General features: G+C 47.3%; 13 protein-coding genes. 4 read left to right on the plus strand and 9 right to left on the minus strand.

What is annotated here, in order from left to right; translation table 11 throughout:
* Positions 1–14 precede the first annotated feature (14 nt).
* The 4 genes from istB to ABZR88_RS10895 all read right to left on the minus strand — a co-directional run bounded on the left by istB (position 15) and on the right by ABZR88_RS10895 (position 3662).
* Positions 15–776: an IS21-like element helper ATPase IstB gene (gene istB, locus ABZR88_RS10880; protein ID WP_107831783.1), complete on the minus strand. Its 762-nt coding sequence runs from the start codon at positions 774–776 to the stop codon at positions 15–17.
* 20 nt (positions 777–796) lie between these two features.
* Positions 797–2326 (minus strand): IS21 family transposase, encoded by a 1530-nt coding sequence (gene istA / locus ABZR88_RS10885; protein ID WP_369434689.1) that lies wholly within the window; start codon positions 2324–2326, stop codon positions 797–799.
* 149 nt (positions 2327–2475) lie between these two features.
* The gene (locus ABZR88_RS10890; RefSeq protein WP_369434724.1) at positions 2476–2790 is read right to left on the minus strand and encodes an OB-fold nucleic acid binding domain-containing protein; all 315 of its coding nucleotides are present in this window, start codon (positions 2788–2790) and stop codon (positions 2476–2478) included.
* Positions 2688–3662, minus strand: a complete 975-nt coding sequence (locus ABZR88_RS10895; RefSeq protein ID WP_245917127.1) for a hypothetical protein — start codon at positions 3660–3662, stop codon at positions 2688–2690. Before ABZR88_RS10895 ends, ABZR88_RS10890 begins: the two co-directional genes overlap by 103 nt.
* A gap of 151 nt (positions 3663–3813) precedes the next feature.
* On the opposite strand from ABZR88_RS10895, the gene ABZR88_RS10900 reads away from it, so the two are divergent.
* Entirely contained in the window at positions 3814–4086 is a 273-nt protein-coding gene (locus ABZR88_RS10900; protein ID WP_107831767.1) for a hypothetical protein, read from the plus strand.
* A gap of 201 nt (positions 4087–4287) precedes the next feature.
* On the opposite strand, the gene ABZR88_RS10905 is transcribed toward ABZR88_RS10900, so the two are convergent.
* Positions 4288–4515, minus strand: coding sequence for a hypothetical protein (locus ABZR88_RS10905; RefSeq protein WP_107831765.1), 228 nt, complete (start codon positions 4513–4515; stop codon positions 4288–4290).
* A 381-nt stretch (positions 4516–4896) separates the two neighbouring features.
* Here ABZR88_RS10905 and ABZR88_RS10910 point away from each other — a divergent pair, with 381 nt between their 5' ends.
* Positions 4897–5037: a hypothetical protein gene (locus ABZR88_RS10910; protein WP_211309881.1), complete on the plus strand. Its 141-nt coding sequence runs from the start codon at positions 4897–4899 to the stop codon at positions 5035–5037.
* 164 nt (positions 5038–5201) lie between these two features.
* Here the strand turns inward: ABZR88_RS10910 and ABZR88_RS10915 are convergent, their stop codons facing one another.
* From ABZR88_RS10915 to ABZR88_RS10930, 4 genes are read right to left on the minus strand one after another with little or no spacing between them, the layout of a single operon-like run.
* Positions 5202–5411 (minus strand): hypothetical protein, encoded by a 210-nt coding sequence (locus ABZR88_RS10915; RefSeq protein ID WP_107831763.1) that lies wholly within the window; start codon positions 5409–5411, stop codon positions 5202–5204.
* Positions 5412–5416: 5 nt separating this feature from the next.
* Positions 5417–7225: a metallophosphoesterase gene (locus ABZR88_RS10920; protein ID WP_107831761.1), complete on the minus strand. Its 1809-nt coding sequence runs from the start codon at positions 7223–7225 to the stop codon at positions 5417–5419.
* Positions 7222–8241, minus strand: a complete 1020-nt coding sequence (locus ABZR88_RS10925) for a hypothetical protein (protein WP_107831759.1) — start codon at positions 8239–8241, stop codon at positions 7222–7224. The genes ABZR88_RS10920 and ABZR88_RS10925 overlap by 4 nt, the downstream gene beginning before the upstream one ends.
* A 1-nt stretch (position 8242) precedes the next feature.
* A complete protein-coding gene (locus tag ABZR88_RS10930; RefSeq protein ID WP_107831757.1) occupies positions 8243–9475 on the minus strand; it encodes a hypothetical protein in 1233 nt (410 codons plus the stop codon).
* Positions 9476–9598: 123 nt separating this feature from the next.
* Between ABZR88_RS10930 and ABZR88_RS10935 the strand changes: the two genes are divergently transcribed.
* Together ABZR88_RS10935 and ABZR88_RS10940 are read left to right on the plus strand one after the other, a co-directional pair.
* Positions 9599–10954 (plus strand): hypothetical protein, encoded by a 1356-nt coding sequence (locus ABZR88_RS10935; protein WP_146166623.1) that lies wholly within the window; start codon positions 9599–9601, stop codon positions 10952–10954.
* Between the two features lie 246 nt (positions 10955–11200).
* A complete protein-coding gene (locus ABZR88_RS10940) occupies positions 11201–15217 on the plus strand; it encodes a hypothetical protein (RefSeq protein WP_107831751.1) in 4017 nt (1338 codons plus the stop codon).
* Positions 15218–15585: the final 368 nt, after the last annotated feature.

Consider the following 15585-nt stretch of genomic DNA (forward strand, 5'->3'; position numbering starts at 1 on the left):
TCAAAAGTAGTTATTTAAAGTGTGTTTTGCAGATAGCTTTTTTCGGGCTCTGCGGGCCTTCTTTTTCTCATCGACTCTCCCTTTAGTTCCATCCGGTGCGCATCATGCACGATGCGGTCGAGGATAGCATCAGCGATCGTCTTTTCACCAATGACCTCATACCATTTACTGACCGGCAGCTGAGAGGTGATGATCAGGGATGTCTTACCGTGCCTGTCCTCAATGATCTCCATCAGTGCGGCCCTGCTCTGCGCATCAAAAGGTTGTATACCGAAGTCATCCAGGATCAGTAGTTGCTGGCGTTCCAGTTTGGCTACATCCTTCATGTAGGAACCATCTGCCTTGGCCATCTTCAGCTTAGCAAAGAGTTTGGGTGTGCTGGCATAGAACACGCGGTAACCCAGTATGCAGGCTTGGTGTCCGATAGCAGAAGCGATATAGCTTTTGCCGATACCGGTGCTGCCTGTGATCAACAGGTTCTCATTCCGGTCAATAAAGTGGCAGTCTGCCAGGCGCATTACCTGATTGCGGTCGATACTACGGTCGGCATGGTAGTGGATGTTCTCTACCGAGGCCTTATAGCGGAACTTAGCATACATGATCGTACGCTCTATGCGCCTGTTCTGCCGGTCGTCCCATTCGGCCTCTACCAGGTGGGCCAGCAGTTCATCAGTGGTGTATTCTGCGGTCTGTCCCGTTTCCAGGCAGCTTTTAAAGGCATGGTACATGCCATAGAACTTCAGTTTGCGAAGTTTGTCTAAGGTGTTCGTGTTCATATCGATCTGTTCATTAATGGTTATTTATAGTAGTTCTCTCCCCGGATATTGTCATGGCTGGGCATAGGCAGCTCGTCAGCAAATAAGCTTTCCTCGTAGCTGTCCATCTTGTTCTCCAGTATCTGCTGTATGGTCTTGTAGTTGTACACGCCATAGCCGAGCGCACGCCTGCAAGCGCTGGCCAGCCTTTCGTTACCTGCCTTGCGCGCCAGGCTGAGGATACCGATACAGGAGCGGTAAGCTTGTTCCGGATGTTGCTTTCGGTCCAGTATCTTCAGGATGTAAAGCCTCACATCCTCGTGAATGGATGCTGCCCATTCCAGGAACTTATCGGGTGTCCATTCGGTCATAAAGCGGTGTGTCGAAGCCAGGTGATCTTTATCCGTTGTGTAGCTGTAAGGGCTTTTGATGCGCCTGTGCATGGCGATGCGTTCATAGTGGTAGTAGACTTCTACGTTGGTGCGGGAATACAGCAGTTTGACCTTCCTGCCGATAAAGCGGTACGGTACGCTGTAGTAGTGTTTGTCGATACCCAGACAAACATGTCCGTTCTTCATTACAGTGGCCTGGTGCTGCCGTTTGAACTCATAACGTAATGCCGGTAATGGCGAGAGTGCCTGGCGTTCTATCTCCTCGAACTGGAGCTTTCTGCTGTAATTGCGGCCTTTCAGCGGCTGGCTGTTATGTGCTTCTAAAGCGACCTTGATCGCGATATTCAGTTCTGCAAGGGTATGATAGGCCTCTTTGCGAACAGGTGCGTAGATACGGCTGTAAACGATCTTAACGGCTCCTTCTACCAGTGCTTTGTCACGAGGGCGGTACGCCCTCGCTGGTAAGATGGTCGTTCCGTAATGGTCGGCAAAGTCAGCAAAGGTCTCGTTCAGCGTTGGCTCATAGCGGTTACTCTTGGTAACGGCAGCCTTCAGGTTGTCGGGAACGATGGCGGCAGGTACGCCGCCATAAAAGTGCAGGGCATTCTCACAGGCTGCTATAAAGTCTTCTTTCTGCTGGCTCAGCACAGCTTCTACGTAAGTTAGTTGGCTGGCGCCAAGGATAGCAACGAACACCTCGGCCTCGATGACCTCACCGGTATCCTTGTCCGCTATGCTTAGCTTTTCACCGGCAAAGTCCACATACAGCTTATCACCGGCTTTATGATCCAGGTGCATCGTGGGGTTCACGCGGGCTTTCCACTGGTTGTAATAAAAGCAGAATTGGGTGTACTTGAACCCGTCAGGGAACTCTTTGATATAAGCTTCCCACAGGATGCGGCGGTTCATACCGACACGCTTTAACTCTTTATCTATCTGCGGGAAACAGCGTTGCAGGGCCACCATTCGCTTGTCCGGGGGACGTTCACTGCTTTTGCCAAAGAAGTCCTCCAGCTCCTTATCATTAAGGGTATTGATTTCCTCGAACGTAAAGCCGCTGGCATCGAACGCAATAAGGTACTTCTTTGCGGTATTGCGTGACACGCCGGTCTGGGCCGCTATCGATAGCTTGCTGCGGCCCTGGCTGTACATCCTGAGGATCTGTCTTATCTTACTCATGCTTATCGTAGTGTTGGCCATTAGTGAAGTTGTTAAACCTCAAAAATAGGCCTGCTTCTACAGCATATGTGGCTCGTTCGGGGTGGTCAGTTTCCTCCGAAATCAGGTGGTCACTTTCCCGCGGAATCGGTGGTCAGTTTGCGCCGAAATCAGGTGGTCAATATCAGCGAATTCTCCAGCGTGAGCACTGGTTGCTGCTCATTAGGTATTGCGGTCAGATTTCCCAGCAACTTAGTGATGTCAAATACCCTCCTGACAATAATATGAGTTACCTCGGTACATTCTACCATGCCTTCGACCATCAGCAACCGCGCGTGCAGAATCTCTTTGCGGAACTTATCAAATAGCTTAGGAAAAACAACTAGATTAGTAGTGCCGGTTTCATCTTCGAGCGTAATGAAGCAAACTCCTTTGGCCGTGCTGGGCGCTGGCGGATTAGAATCAGGCCGGCAGTTTTGATAAATGTTTTATTCTCAGTTTGATTGGCCTGCTTAGCAGGTATAATGCGCAGCATATCCAACTGGTGCCTGATGAAGCTAATCGGATGACCTTTGATTGAAAGCCCTGTAGTAGCATAATCCTGGACAACATGTTCTGATTGCTGGAGCAGGGGCAACTGTACCTGGGGCTCATAATTGCTTTCCGACAGCTGGCCTTCGTAAAGCTGAATGGGTCTGTCATGCAACGCCGCAACTTCCCATAGTGCCTCTCGCCGGCCAAGTTCCATAGAACGAAACACATCTGCATTAGCTAATTGTTCCATGGTTGCGACGCTGATACCAGCATCGCAAAGCTGATGTGGTTGAGTGTAGGGAATAACCCTATTTATCGTAATCTTTTCCATCTCCTCCTGCCGCATTCCTTTGATCTGCCGGAAGCCGAGGCGAAGGCCGCAATACTTGCCGTCTTTACTCTCCAGCGTATTATTCCAGTGAGAATGATTGATATCGATAGGCAAGATCTTCACACCATGTTCTTCAGCATTGCGCGCGATCTGAGCAGGCTGATAAAACCCCATCGGCTGACTGTTCAGTAATGCAGCTGCGAAGGCGTCAGGATAATAGTATTTGAGCCAGCAGGAAACATAAACCAGTAGCGCAAAGCTGGCAGCATGGCTTTCGGGAAAACCGTAGCTGCCAAAACCTTCGAGCTGCTTGAATATACGCTGCGCATATTCTTTAGTGTATCCCCTGGCGGTCATTCCGTTGATCAGCTTATGTTCGAACTTTGTAACCAGACCATTAAATTTAAAGGTCGCCATGCTGCGCCGGAGTAAATCAGCCTCGCCTGGCGTAAAACCGGCGGCAACTATCGCCAATTCCATGGCGCCTGCCATAACACTTCAATTTTGGGACTATTAGATTATGCTAATATTTTTAGCGTAATCTAATAGTGTGGACAAAAAATTTTCAGTTTGGTTTGAGCGTAGCTAAAAGATGATCAGTCAGGCACTGTGAGCTATCAGTTGATTTGACATTTTTGTTATCATGATTGACTTTCAGGTCGGTGAATTTCATGAGGTGTCCTGTGCTCAACTGCGTTGGCGGGAGGATAATCGCATGTATTTCATACCCGTGTTAAATCATCTTCATTCCGATCCTCAGTTCGGGTTTCCACACCTCCATTACCATATCGATGGCCGCTTTGAAATTCATCCGCGTATGCGTCAGCATTTTAATTTACAGGATGGATATACCAGCGCGGTAATTATTGATACACCGAAGGGTTACTATGCATTCGAAGGTATTGTCCCCGGCTAATATTGAGAAATATCATGCCGGGTATAAAAGCTTTACCGGCCAGGTATGCGCAGGAAGACGTTGCCCGCATTTTGGCACTGAGATGCTCGAAAAAGATGGCACATTGGTCTGCCCCATGCATGGATTAAAAGCAAACCCTGCAACATTGGTGATTTACTAAATACCACAATGATACTGGCCTATCAGTAAATAGCCAGGTCGTTAATCATCCTGAGTGATATCTGTACAAAACAATTCGGGATAGCTATGGTGGAACCGCTCAATAAAACGGGTTGCTCTGTCTGCTAAAGCTTCATCGTTATGACCTTGAAGGACAAAAAGGGACAGGAAGATTCGCCACAGAAGAAAAGTATTTTTTTCGCTAAATGCATGGTCGGTCAGATAGTCAAAATCACTGCCTACCGCAACAAAAAGCTTTTGGATGGACATCACAATAGGTTCTATTATCCCTGTTTTCTCACAAACGTACTTACCGCCATCCGGGGATCACGAGCGTAGGATTGAACAACTTTCTGCGATTTTGGCAATAATTAAGGAAATTATGCGACGAAAATCGTAGACGTTTTTGCGGGAATTTGATAATTGAGCGATTTTAACTCGTAAGATATTAAAATAGAAATTTTGATATCCCTAAATTACCTGCGCCCCGTTGGGATTAGCAGTGCTGCCGGAAGCGCAGCCGGCAACGGCTCCGACACCCACCGGATCAGCCACGCCCGCGCCGACGGATGAAGACGTCTACGTTGTCAAAGTAGCCGTCATGCGGGAAGACCTGCTCCGCTGCCTGGAAATGGAAATAAGCAGATCAAAATGAAATTAAAACAGCCGTATAACAAGCAAATCGATCTTCAGGGAACGCCGCAGTACCCGAAACAACGATCGCGGCGCAGCATGATCGAATTAGAGGAAAAGGATTTAACACAATTGATGGAAGTAACTGAATCATACTGAAACCGGCAAACCTCAAAAATCCCGGTATTCCGCCCAAGAACGGGGCACCGTTCTCGCGATGATCCCGCGTTCGGTCAGCGCCAGGCCTTCCTCGCTGAACCGGCCAACCAGCGCGCCTCCCGGCTTCCCCATTCGTTCTTTTTGATCAGCGCCTGGCCAACGACTTAGCTGTCGCTGAAATCCCCGGAACAAAACTCGAAATAGCGTTCGTCCTGCAGGCGCACATTATCCGAGTACCGTTCGGAGCGGCCATGCGTCACCCTCAGGCCGATAAAATGATCCACATCATGTTCGCCCCAGTAAATGATCGGGTGCCAGGCCTCCGCGCGTGTCCGGTAACGCGCAGGCGCAAAAAAGATATCCCCGCATTCCATCAACCTCAGGTCTGTGAAGCATCATAGAACTCATGTACACAGGCCAGCTTCTCCCGGTAGATCATACAGGTTTCCCGGAAATCCTTCCCGTAAGGGCAGCGCTCCACCTTCATATGCGACACAAAATAATGGTCTACCCTTAAGTTCGAAGCATTGCTGACGATATTATCCGGCGTACTGCCGGTATAAAACAGGCTCACCACCGAAATACGGTCGATATGCTCCGGCTTGAAGAACTCCTGCTCGTTCTCCACCAGCCGGTCCACTGTCTTTCCGTTATTCACAACATCCGTAATGATCAGGATATGCCGGAAGCGCCCGCCGTTCTCCACCGCGATCTTTTTCTCATAGGCCTCATGGTCATTATACCGGTAAGAATAAGGCAGGTAAGAAAAAGGCTTGTCCGACCGCAAACCCGTATAGCTCCCAATAATATTCCCTTCGATCCCCAGCGCCAGCACAAAATCGAAATCCAGCTCGTTCCTCGTCACCACATCATAAATGGCTTTTTGTGCCAGCATGACATGGTCGCGCTCCGAAAGCAGCATCGGCACATCGATCCAGTTATGCGCTTTGGAAGAATCGCTCCAGTGGAAATGCCCCGACTTGAACAGGTTGAGCTCTTTTACAATGCCGAACAGCTTTTTGTGGTATTCATTCTTATTAAAATCGAACACCAGACTGCCTGCACCTCCATCGGCTTCAGGCGCGACCATTTCCGTTGCGCCATCCTCAGCTCCCGGCCCGGCCTCAGTCCCTGGTCGCGGCATCGCCAGCAGGTCATGCGTCTCGATCACTATCTCCGCTGCAACCGGCTGCCGCAGCACGATACGGCCGATATTTTCATTATTGTCATTCTTTTGCAGTTTGCTCCAGGAGCCAAAAGGAAAATCCGTATGGGCATGCTCATTGCGCAGGCCATGGATAAAATGATCCAGGAAAAGCCCGGATTCGGTATCGATCCGATAGACCTTAAAACCACCGGGTACATCCGTTTTAGAAAAGGCCGGAGCCGCGATCATGGCTAATTGGTTCACACTGTTCGAGGCCGAAGTGTGCTCGTTGCCGTACATCACCACACCGAAACCATGTCGCTCAAGTACTCTTTTGACCTCGATTTTATTGTGGGCATCCCACTGGCCGTCCAGGTTATTTTCGTACTGCCCGTAAAAGTTGTGATGAAAGACCGCAATCTTGACAAAGTCCGTGTATTCCGTTAATAAGGCCGTTAGTTCTGCATCCAGTTGATCCTGGTCGATAAAGCCCTTGCCACCCACGATACCGATATGGCCGTTCGAATTCAGGCCGATCAAAAGTAATCGCTCCTCCGTAAAAACCAGTGTGTCCGTAATGATCGAATCGTAAGCAAAATCCCGCTCTAAAAAACTTTGGTAAAAGGCCGAAAAGTCCGCGAACTTTGCCTCATGTAATTCATAAGGTTTCTGCCGCTTATCCGATGCGGCATAAGCATTGGTCAGCTTCATGCGATTGACATCGTGATCGCCCGGCACCACCATGATTTTTTCCGATGGAATCCCCAGTTTATCTGTTAAACGCTTCAGAAAGTATACCGCGAAATGGTACTCTGGCTCATAGCTCTTGTCGGCGATGTCGCCGGAAATGATCAGGTACTTTTCATCAGCACCATAATGCGTCTGGACATGCGCGCAAAATTCGTCAATGAAATTCTTGCCGATATTGTTCGCTTCCGAAGTGGTCAGATAGGAGCCTGGTTTGGTGATCAGTTCCTCATCCTCGTTCTTATGGCTCGACACATGCAGGTCAGACAGATGTATAATTACCTTGGCACTCATAACAGATTGTTCAAAGCGGTCAAAATTTGGTAATCGATCGGGTTATTTTCCCGCGAGATATGGAACACACTCAGCGCATCCTTCGCCTGGTCACCCGGCCTGAGCGTATCCACCTTCACGATTGATACATGGCCGATATACTGACCGCCGGAATAATTGATGATGTTCTGGCAGATGCGGACCTCCGTCCCCAGGCAGACCATATCTGCGACTACGATATAACGGGCATCCGATTTGATCTTGCTGCCGATATTGCTGTACACCTTATTCACCGGCCCGATGTGGTCCATCGACAGCAGGTCCCATTTCAGAAAACCGGACAGTACGGTCGCGATCAGCGCGCCATTCATATTCTGGCAGAACAGGATCGGCTTTTCATCCCCGGAGCTCCATTCGGCTTTAGCGAGCATTTGCAGCGCCAGCCGGTAGATCACGTACAAAAAGAACGGCTGGTCGGCCACCGCCATGCCTTTGATGTCCACGAACTTGGGCAGATAGATCGGCGAATGGTGATGAAAAGCCTCTTGGGTGCCGTTATCGATCGTATGCGCCTGCAGCAGCTGCACGAATTTTTTATAGAATAATTCGTCCAGGGGAACCAGTTCCAGCGCCGGCGCCTGGTCGCTGACATGGAAGACCGGGTAAGCATCATCCATCAGCGCGTTATTGACATAGATATCGACCTCCAGGCGCTTGACGATCGGCAAACCGATATTGGTCAGCACCAAATGGCGCACTAGGCTTTTGAGCTTCACGATCAGCGGACGCTGATTGATCTGCACATCCCGGACACCCTCAAAATCGATGACAAGGTCATGGTCCCGGCCATGCACGGTCGCCTCGATATAAGCACAGATATTGGTCAATGTTTCCTTGGTGAGCTCCTGACCGTAGATGCCCGCATCGATATTGACCTCCACGTCACCCTTGTCCGCAAGGTAAGTGCCCGTATAGGATTGCTCCGCGTGCGCCGTGATATAGATCACCTGCTCTTTTATGATCGCCGATATCACCATGTCAGTTCGCTATTTTGGGGATCTCGGTTTCGATGTGCACGCCCGGGAGCTTAATGCTAAAAATTCGGATGGAAGAATACTGCACGTCCTCGGTATAACGCTGAAAGACGGTCAGCGCGAGCTGTAGGATGGCCTGCCGGGCTTTCTGCGAAAGCATCGTCATCCGCTCCAGGAACTCGTCCTCGGCGATCTCCCCAAAGCCCGCCTGGCTGTGCGTATTGGCGATTGCGATCCGGATCTCCTGCAGCTCGGTCAGCTCGCGGCTCATGCGGCTGGAAACGATGATCTGCACGCTGTCATAATGCAGCCGGAAATAGCCCTTGCAGCTGACCACGATATTGATCATCAAGTCGAACAGGCCACGCCGGTTCTTCAGCATCGAAAAATAGAAGGTTTCGAAGATCGAAAAGGCACATTTCTGCACCTCCGCCGACATTTTTAGGCGAACCCGGCCCTCCAGTTCCTTGAATACCCCCAGTGGCTCATAGTACGATGTCGGAGGTTTATCCGCGATGGTCGGGTACAGGCCGATCCCCTTATCCGCGATCGAGCAACTGAGCTTGAACCGCCCGCTGAACATCATCACATAAGCATCGCTTTTGGAATGGAACAGCCCGTTGGTGATCAGCTCCGCCATGGTATTGATCACATTCCGGCGGGTCCGATTATCCGTATCCGCATCCGAGATCAGCTCTTCGAAATGCTTGGTCACCGAGAAAGAAAAATATTCGATCAGGTCGTCCCGCTGGGCTTCCTCGCTGCACTTGCTGTCCACCACCGAAGCCATCGCCGAGTCGTCAAGCGAATAGATTCGCACCTTGTGGTCCGCCCGCTGTTCCTTTTTACTGCGGAAGTCACCGACCTGCCGCTCATCGAACTGGAAGATCCTCCTACCCAGCGGGAAGGTAGGGTTCATATTATTGCCGATGATATACAGAAAATCCGAGCGCTGCAGGAACTTGATCAGGTGATTGGACACCAAATCGTTCTCGAAGATCAGCCGCGCGCGCTTCTGGTGAAAATCTTTGAGGTAGGCCCCCAGTGTGATCAGCAGGGGCAGCGTATTAGGCTCGATCACCAAGTCATTATCGAGCACGATATCCGGCGGATCATATTTATTAGCCGCCGTCCTGTAATATTGCGACAGCTCCTTCAGGAACTCGTTGTAGAACCTGAATGAGGTGAAAGGCGTTCCTTCCTTTAAGGACAATATGATAGCGTGCTCTGTGATCATTTAAGGTTTGTACAATAATATTAATTAACAATGATATCTATCAATATTTGCGTATATTTTTGATCATTGACACTGAAAATCAGCGGAATAATGTCCGATGATACGGAATAAGTATCTTTACGTATGCGCATCTACATCGATCAAAGCACCATCCAGGCCCTCAAACGCGAAGGCGGCGACGAACTCCTGCAGCGCATCCTCGAAGACAACCAAAAAAACATCTACTGCTTCTCCGAAGCGCATATCCATGACCTCGTCCGCGACCGCACCGACGAAAAATTCAAGGACATGGACCTCCTTGAGCAGATCGCCGGCAACCACTGCTTCCACTGGGACGAGCGACCCAAATTCGATCCCTGGACACCCCGGCAACACCATGCCCGCTTTGATTGGGATTTTCAATTGGACATCCTCGAAAAAAGCCCCGAGATGAGCCTGCTCACCGACTACCTGCAGACCATCCCGCTCAACTTTCGCGATCTGGCCGACGAATCCAGGCTGCCCGCCGACATGCCCCCGGACTACCGCGAGCTCTTCGCGCAGACCACCACTTTCTATGATTTCTTCCAGGCCTTCTACGGTTTTTCCCACGGATTGAGCGCCGAGCAAAAGAAATTCCGGGCTTTTCTCCAATACCTGCACAAGCACGACTACCTCAAAGTGATCTACACACATTTCGGCATCGAAGGCTTCGACGGCAAGCAGATCACCGACCCCAAATTATTTCTGGAGACCTACAGCGCCTATATCAAAAAGCAGCTCACCCAGAAAGACGACTACAGCCTGTTTCTCGCCATGTATTACAGCCTGGAATTCCTCGGCCTCGTCAAAGGTAAAGTCCGCAAGCAACAACTGATGAACCTTATCAACGACGCCCGTCATGCCTTCTTCGGCGCCTTCTGCGACATCATCGTCTCGTCCGATGAGGATTTTCTGAAAAAGACTGCTTTTATCTACAAAGCCATGCAGGTCTGGGCCACCCCCATGACCACAGACGAATTCGCCGCCTGGTTAGCCAAACAAGCGCCGCCGGAACATCATTTCCAGGGCCTCCTTAACGAACTAAATGACCTCCATCAAAAAAAACTGCTACGCCACGAACAGGTGGGCACGACGACCTATACCTGCTACGCCCTCGAACGGGTGTATTTCTATTACTTTGATACCGTCACCATCGGCATGGAAGGGGAAACCGCTTTCTTTTATTACTCGCGCGAACAGGTGCGCCTGTCCAACGGCGTTTTCTTCGAGGAACTCAACCGCATCATCGAATTCCTCACCAAGGAGATCGGCCCCGACCTGTACGACCAGGGAAAAGCCGCGCCGGAAGAAGTAACCGAAGGCCACTGGCCCGGCCGCGCCTGGCTGCTGGACGGATATGCAGCTGAACTGGTGCTCAACGACCACGGCATCCACCTCACCTTTAACCCAGTGCCCCAAACCAACGAAGAAAGCACAGTCAGCAACAGGGATGCTTAACCATTTCTTAAAGCAAAAAGCGATTTTTGATAACTTTAGTCATCGTCAAGCCTTTCAATTACTATCATTGATAAAAAAGAAAATCTTTTGATTTAAATAAAACTGATGTTCGATTTTTATGAAAAGACAAAATGATTTTGAAATAGCGTTCTAATCAAAGCTTTAGTGGAAATTTGCATTAGTTAAAAGAAAGTTGTATTTACTGCAACAATATTCAATAAACCTAAACTTTATTCTTCAGAAGAAATGGACTACGAAATACACGGAAAAATTGAAAAATTTGAAGAGTTTTTAAGACTTACTTATAAAGGAATCAACGAGAAGTACGCCGACCGCCAGTCTGCCAACGTTGACGAACTATGGAATTGTTCACTTTTTCTCGCAAAAATACTGCATGCTGCCAAACCGATATCTAACATTACTAACGTAGAAGGTCTGGAACAATTTAAAGTGGACTATGAAGCCGCCACCGGTCGTAATATCGATCTTCCGGGAATTTTTAAAGACTTCTGGTTGCGTAAGATTGGTGATCGTATACACATTGCCGGCCTGATCTCAATTTCTTGTTTAACCTTTGAAAAGATAACTCTTTACTGGAAGGAATTACTTTTTTTATCTGTTCAGCAGGCTCAAGACAAGCAAAATAATATGGATACCCTGGAATTTGAAAAAGCAAATTTCGAAGATGTTATCCGAAAATACGAACAGGACAATAATTGTATACTTGACCCAAACGGTATTTTTTTTAAAAAATGGAGTTCGGTGAAAAATGACAAGGTTACTTTCAGTAACATAGAGGCTCATTTTCAGGGATATTTAGATTACTGGGAGCGTTTCGAATTTATACTGGCTTATAAACAGCGCATAGCGGCTGAAGAAAACCGAAGTTTTCTTCATATCACCGAAAATAATCTTGAGAAAATATACAACGAACATCGAGGGTGTTATTCAGATATTCCTGAATATCTGAATTTTATTAATGATTCACAATTTAGGAAGTCGGCAGGAGGATATGATATCCTCTTTCACGCGTCTTCCAGTCAATTGAACTACTGGCATATACTTGCCAATCAGATATCAGGACGTTATTGGACGTTACTTGACCAGGACGATCAAATTCCCGATAAACAGACTGCACTAAAAATATGGCTCTTTAAAACGCAGCATATCGATGCTCATAAACCGCTTTCGGGAGCTACAATCGCTGCCGTCTCGGCATTTTGCCGTGAAGCTTATCTGTTTTTGAAGACTGAGCCGGATTTCGCTGGCGGACGTGATGAGATTCGGAAAATGATCTATGATAGCTCATTTAAGGGCGGCTTCATCAGCCTGAAAGATCATTATATCAGCTACGATATGGATGCTGTGGCTCCGGTCGATGTTTACCACCGATTGAATGACGGGCCGCTTAGCCAAGGTAATACATTGTATGATCAGCGGTCGCGTCACAGTGTCAACAAACTGATCAACGCGTTCATTTGCGGTGAGAACAAATACACACCCGTTTACGATGAAAACGGAGAGGTGCTCCCGCAGCAACCCTACCGTCGTATCGCGGAATTACTGATGATAGCAGCTGAACGGCCTTTTTTAGCCTGGAAAATTTGTCATATTATCTTACATCGACGGCAAGAGATTTTACCTGCGTTGTTTTCGCATCCGCAATTGGCGGCGCTTGGCTTCGTGCTTGCAGACGAAATGCAGGCAAGTCATCCTGCCGATCCGCTTAACATAGAATTATGGCAACAATCAACCTCGTTATTTATTTCCTGTGCGACCCGACTCTATTTCAGACCGAAACAGATTGCAAAGATTCTAGTCCAGCAATTTGTCGAACTTAACAAAGACAAATACCAGGACCTTAGGGGAAGCAGACCTCCCTCAGACCCGATTAAGGAGACCGCAAGAAAAAAACGGGAAACAGGCACGCTGAACCGTTTGGTCGCCTGGGATTACCCGGCAACTTTTCAACAACACATACCCTCATTATTCAGTTTCCTTTGTTTTTATATAAATAGGTATCAAATGCCAGAGGTTTACCGCAATCGTCTGGTGAAATTCCCGATGGTACAATGGGATGCTATTTTTTGTTTAATGCAGATGATAGACTCTCCCAAGTTCAAGACTTATCGCCCTGCACTTGAGCCACAGTTACAAAAATTTACCCGGCTATTCCTGAAAAGTTATCTTAACTTACTGGAAACCGACGAGGCTTTAGGATTTGATTATCATACTAAAACAGATACTGTTGGTAATATCACCTGGAGTGAAAGTATTGAGCGGTTGGATAAGTTGCAGTGGATATATCCCATTTATCATTTGTATAAATACAATTTGCTCGCCCAGTTTTTATCACCACGGATATATTTTGAAGCCACTACAGATATTTTGCATGAAAAGAATCGAGTTCACATTTTACAGTTGCGGACACATATCGGAGTTTTACTTCTTTTACTAAAAAAACTGGTAAGCCCAGAGATACCCTCGGGATTCGAAAAAACAAAACTTCAGGATATCCAGAGTTCAATTGAGGCTCAGATCGTCAGCTTTGTCCGCCAGTATGCTAAAAATGACCCGGGCTCGGGGCATTTCGACCTGTTTGAATTTAACCACGAGACATCTCTTTATGGCTACAGCGATGAAGCGTTATTGCCGCGGCTGGCACGTGCGGTGAACTGGTTCTCTAACAAGGAAGCAATAATCACGGCCATTAAAACCAGCGGTGACTATCACAAATTACTGACCATGTTGGAATGGATAACGTCTACTGGTATCCGCAAAAAATTATTGGAAGAAGCAAATGGTGCAGACGTGCTTACAATATTGGATAAACAGCACTGGATCCCGGAAATTAAAAACATTTTACTGCAATTGTCACATAACCAGGAACTACTGGAAAAACTGGAGGAAGCACTGGTGTTTTATGAAGTTAAAGTCGCAGATGCGCGTAATGATGTCAGTAATAAAATGGAAGCGTTTCGTATTCGGCTGCTGATCGCCTATTTCAGTGCTGATGAAAAACAACTCGATGGAGTGACGGCACCGGTTGTTCATCCCCAAGTGCATAGTAATAATCTGAGTAGTAGTGATTATCGCTCGTTTTACCGTGGTTTGATCCGACTGACCGATTGCCCTGAAAGCGCTTATACAATTTTCAATGATCTTTTCCGCAGATTTCCGCAATATACTTCGCTTGCAATTAACCGGTTGTGTGCCGCCTATAAAACCGCTGAAAAGAATGATAGTACGACAGGATTTGCGGATGCCTTAGCCGAATGGAACGAAGCATCTGGAAATTTTACCGAGGCGCAGAACCAGGAAACGCAACCCAATATTTCAATTTTACTATTACAGATATATTTGAAACTTGGTTTCGAGGAAAAGTTCGATTGGTTGTTCAATCAGCTGGAGCTACCTTATCAGTTGCTTCCGGACATCCTTCAACTGAAAGTAGCGTTTTTGGTAGAAAGAGGCCGCCGAGCAGAAGCGTTCTATTGGATAGAAAAAGGGGAAGTTTACCATAAGTTTAATGACATTGCTCAAATCCAGTTTCTGGAAGACTTGAAACTAACGGTCAAAGGGTTAGATAATATTGATGAACTCCAATATCAGTATAAACGCATATTTGATGCTGTACCCGAAAAATTGATTCAGGTAATTCCGTCTCGCTTGAACGGTCAAACCAGCATGCCGGAATTTCTTATCCAGGAGTTTGTCCATGCCGCCGATAAGATGCTCGAAAAGATACGGTCGATCAACGAGATCAAAAATGAAGACAAGTATAACGACTTGCTCGAAATCATACTGGAAAGCAGAATTTTTAATTATGGGTGGACCGTTTCAGGGCAAAAGAGAGGCGCATTTTCAGGTGCAGTAGGTCCCCAGCCAGGTGAGCGCGATCTGCCTATCATTGGAGCCGATACCAAAATTATGTTAGTCGGCGAAGCTTTGATTTATCGGGGAGCGAACAATGCCGTTCCGCATCTGGAAAAGATATTTAATTATTACCACCAGCGTGAAAATCTATTAATCATTTATTACGACATGAGCGATGCCGCAGACTTCAATGACCACTGGGCCAATTATGAGACGGATATTTTAGCCAAATGCCAATTACCTACAGATTATATTATTGTTAGTAAATTCACGGATGTCAGCGCTGACTTTAAGGTTAATGCTTCTGCGATCAAGGTTGGCAAAACGATTCATCAATCGGGCACAGTTATCTATCACCTGTTTAGTCAGATCAATTATTACATTTAATTCTCTCAAGAATTGATTGTTAATATTATAACTAATGTTTTAATCGATGGATATAAATAAAATTATTTCTGCCAACGTAACAAACTTCAATGAATGGGACAGACAATTTGTACAATACCTCGAAGCGCAGTATGAGCCTGAAAATATGTTAAGCCCAAGTTAGCCGACATCATCATTATAAACCAAGATTAAACTTAACGATGTCGTCAAAACGTGCTAAAGCACTTTTAAGCAAATATAAGGATGGGAAATGTTCGAACCAGGAGAAGCCGTCTCCGGTTATTTTAAGCAAACAAAGCCCAACAATCATCGGGCTTTATTTGCTTGCGAGGTGATAAGGTACCAAAGTTGAACACTTAATACCCTTT

Origin of the sequence: Mucilaginibacter yixingensis, from assembly GCF_041080815.1 — a bacterium.
GTDB classification, from domain to species: Bacteria; Bacteroidota; Bacteroidia; order Sphingobacteriales; family Sphingobacteriaceae; genus Mucilaginibacter; species Mucilaginibacter yixingensis.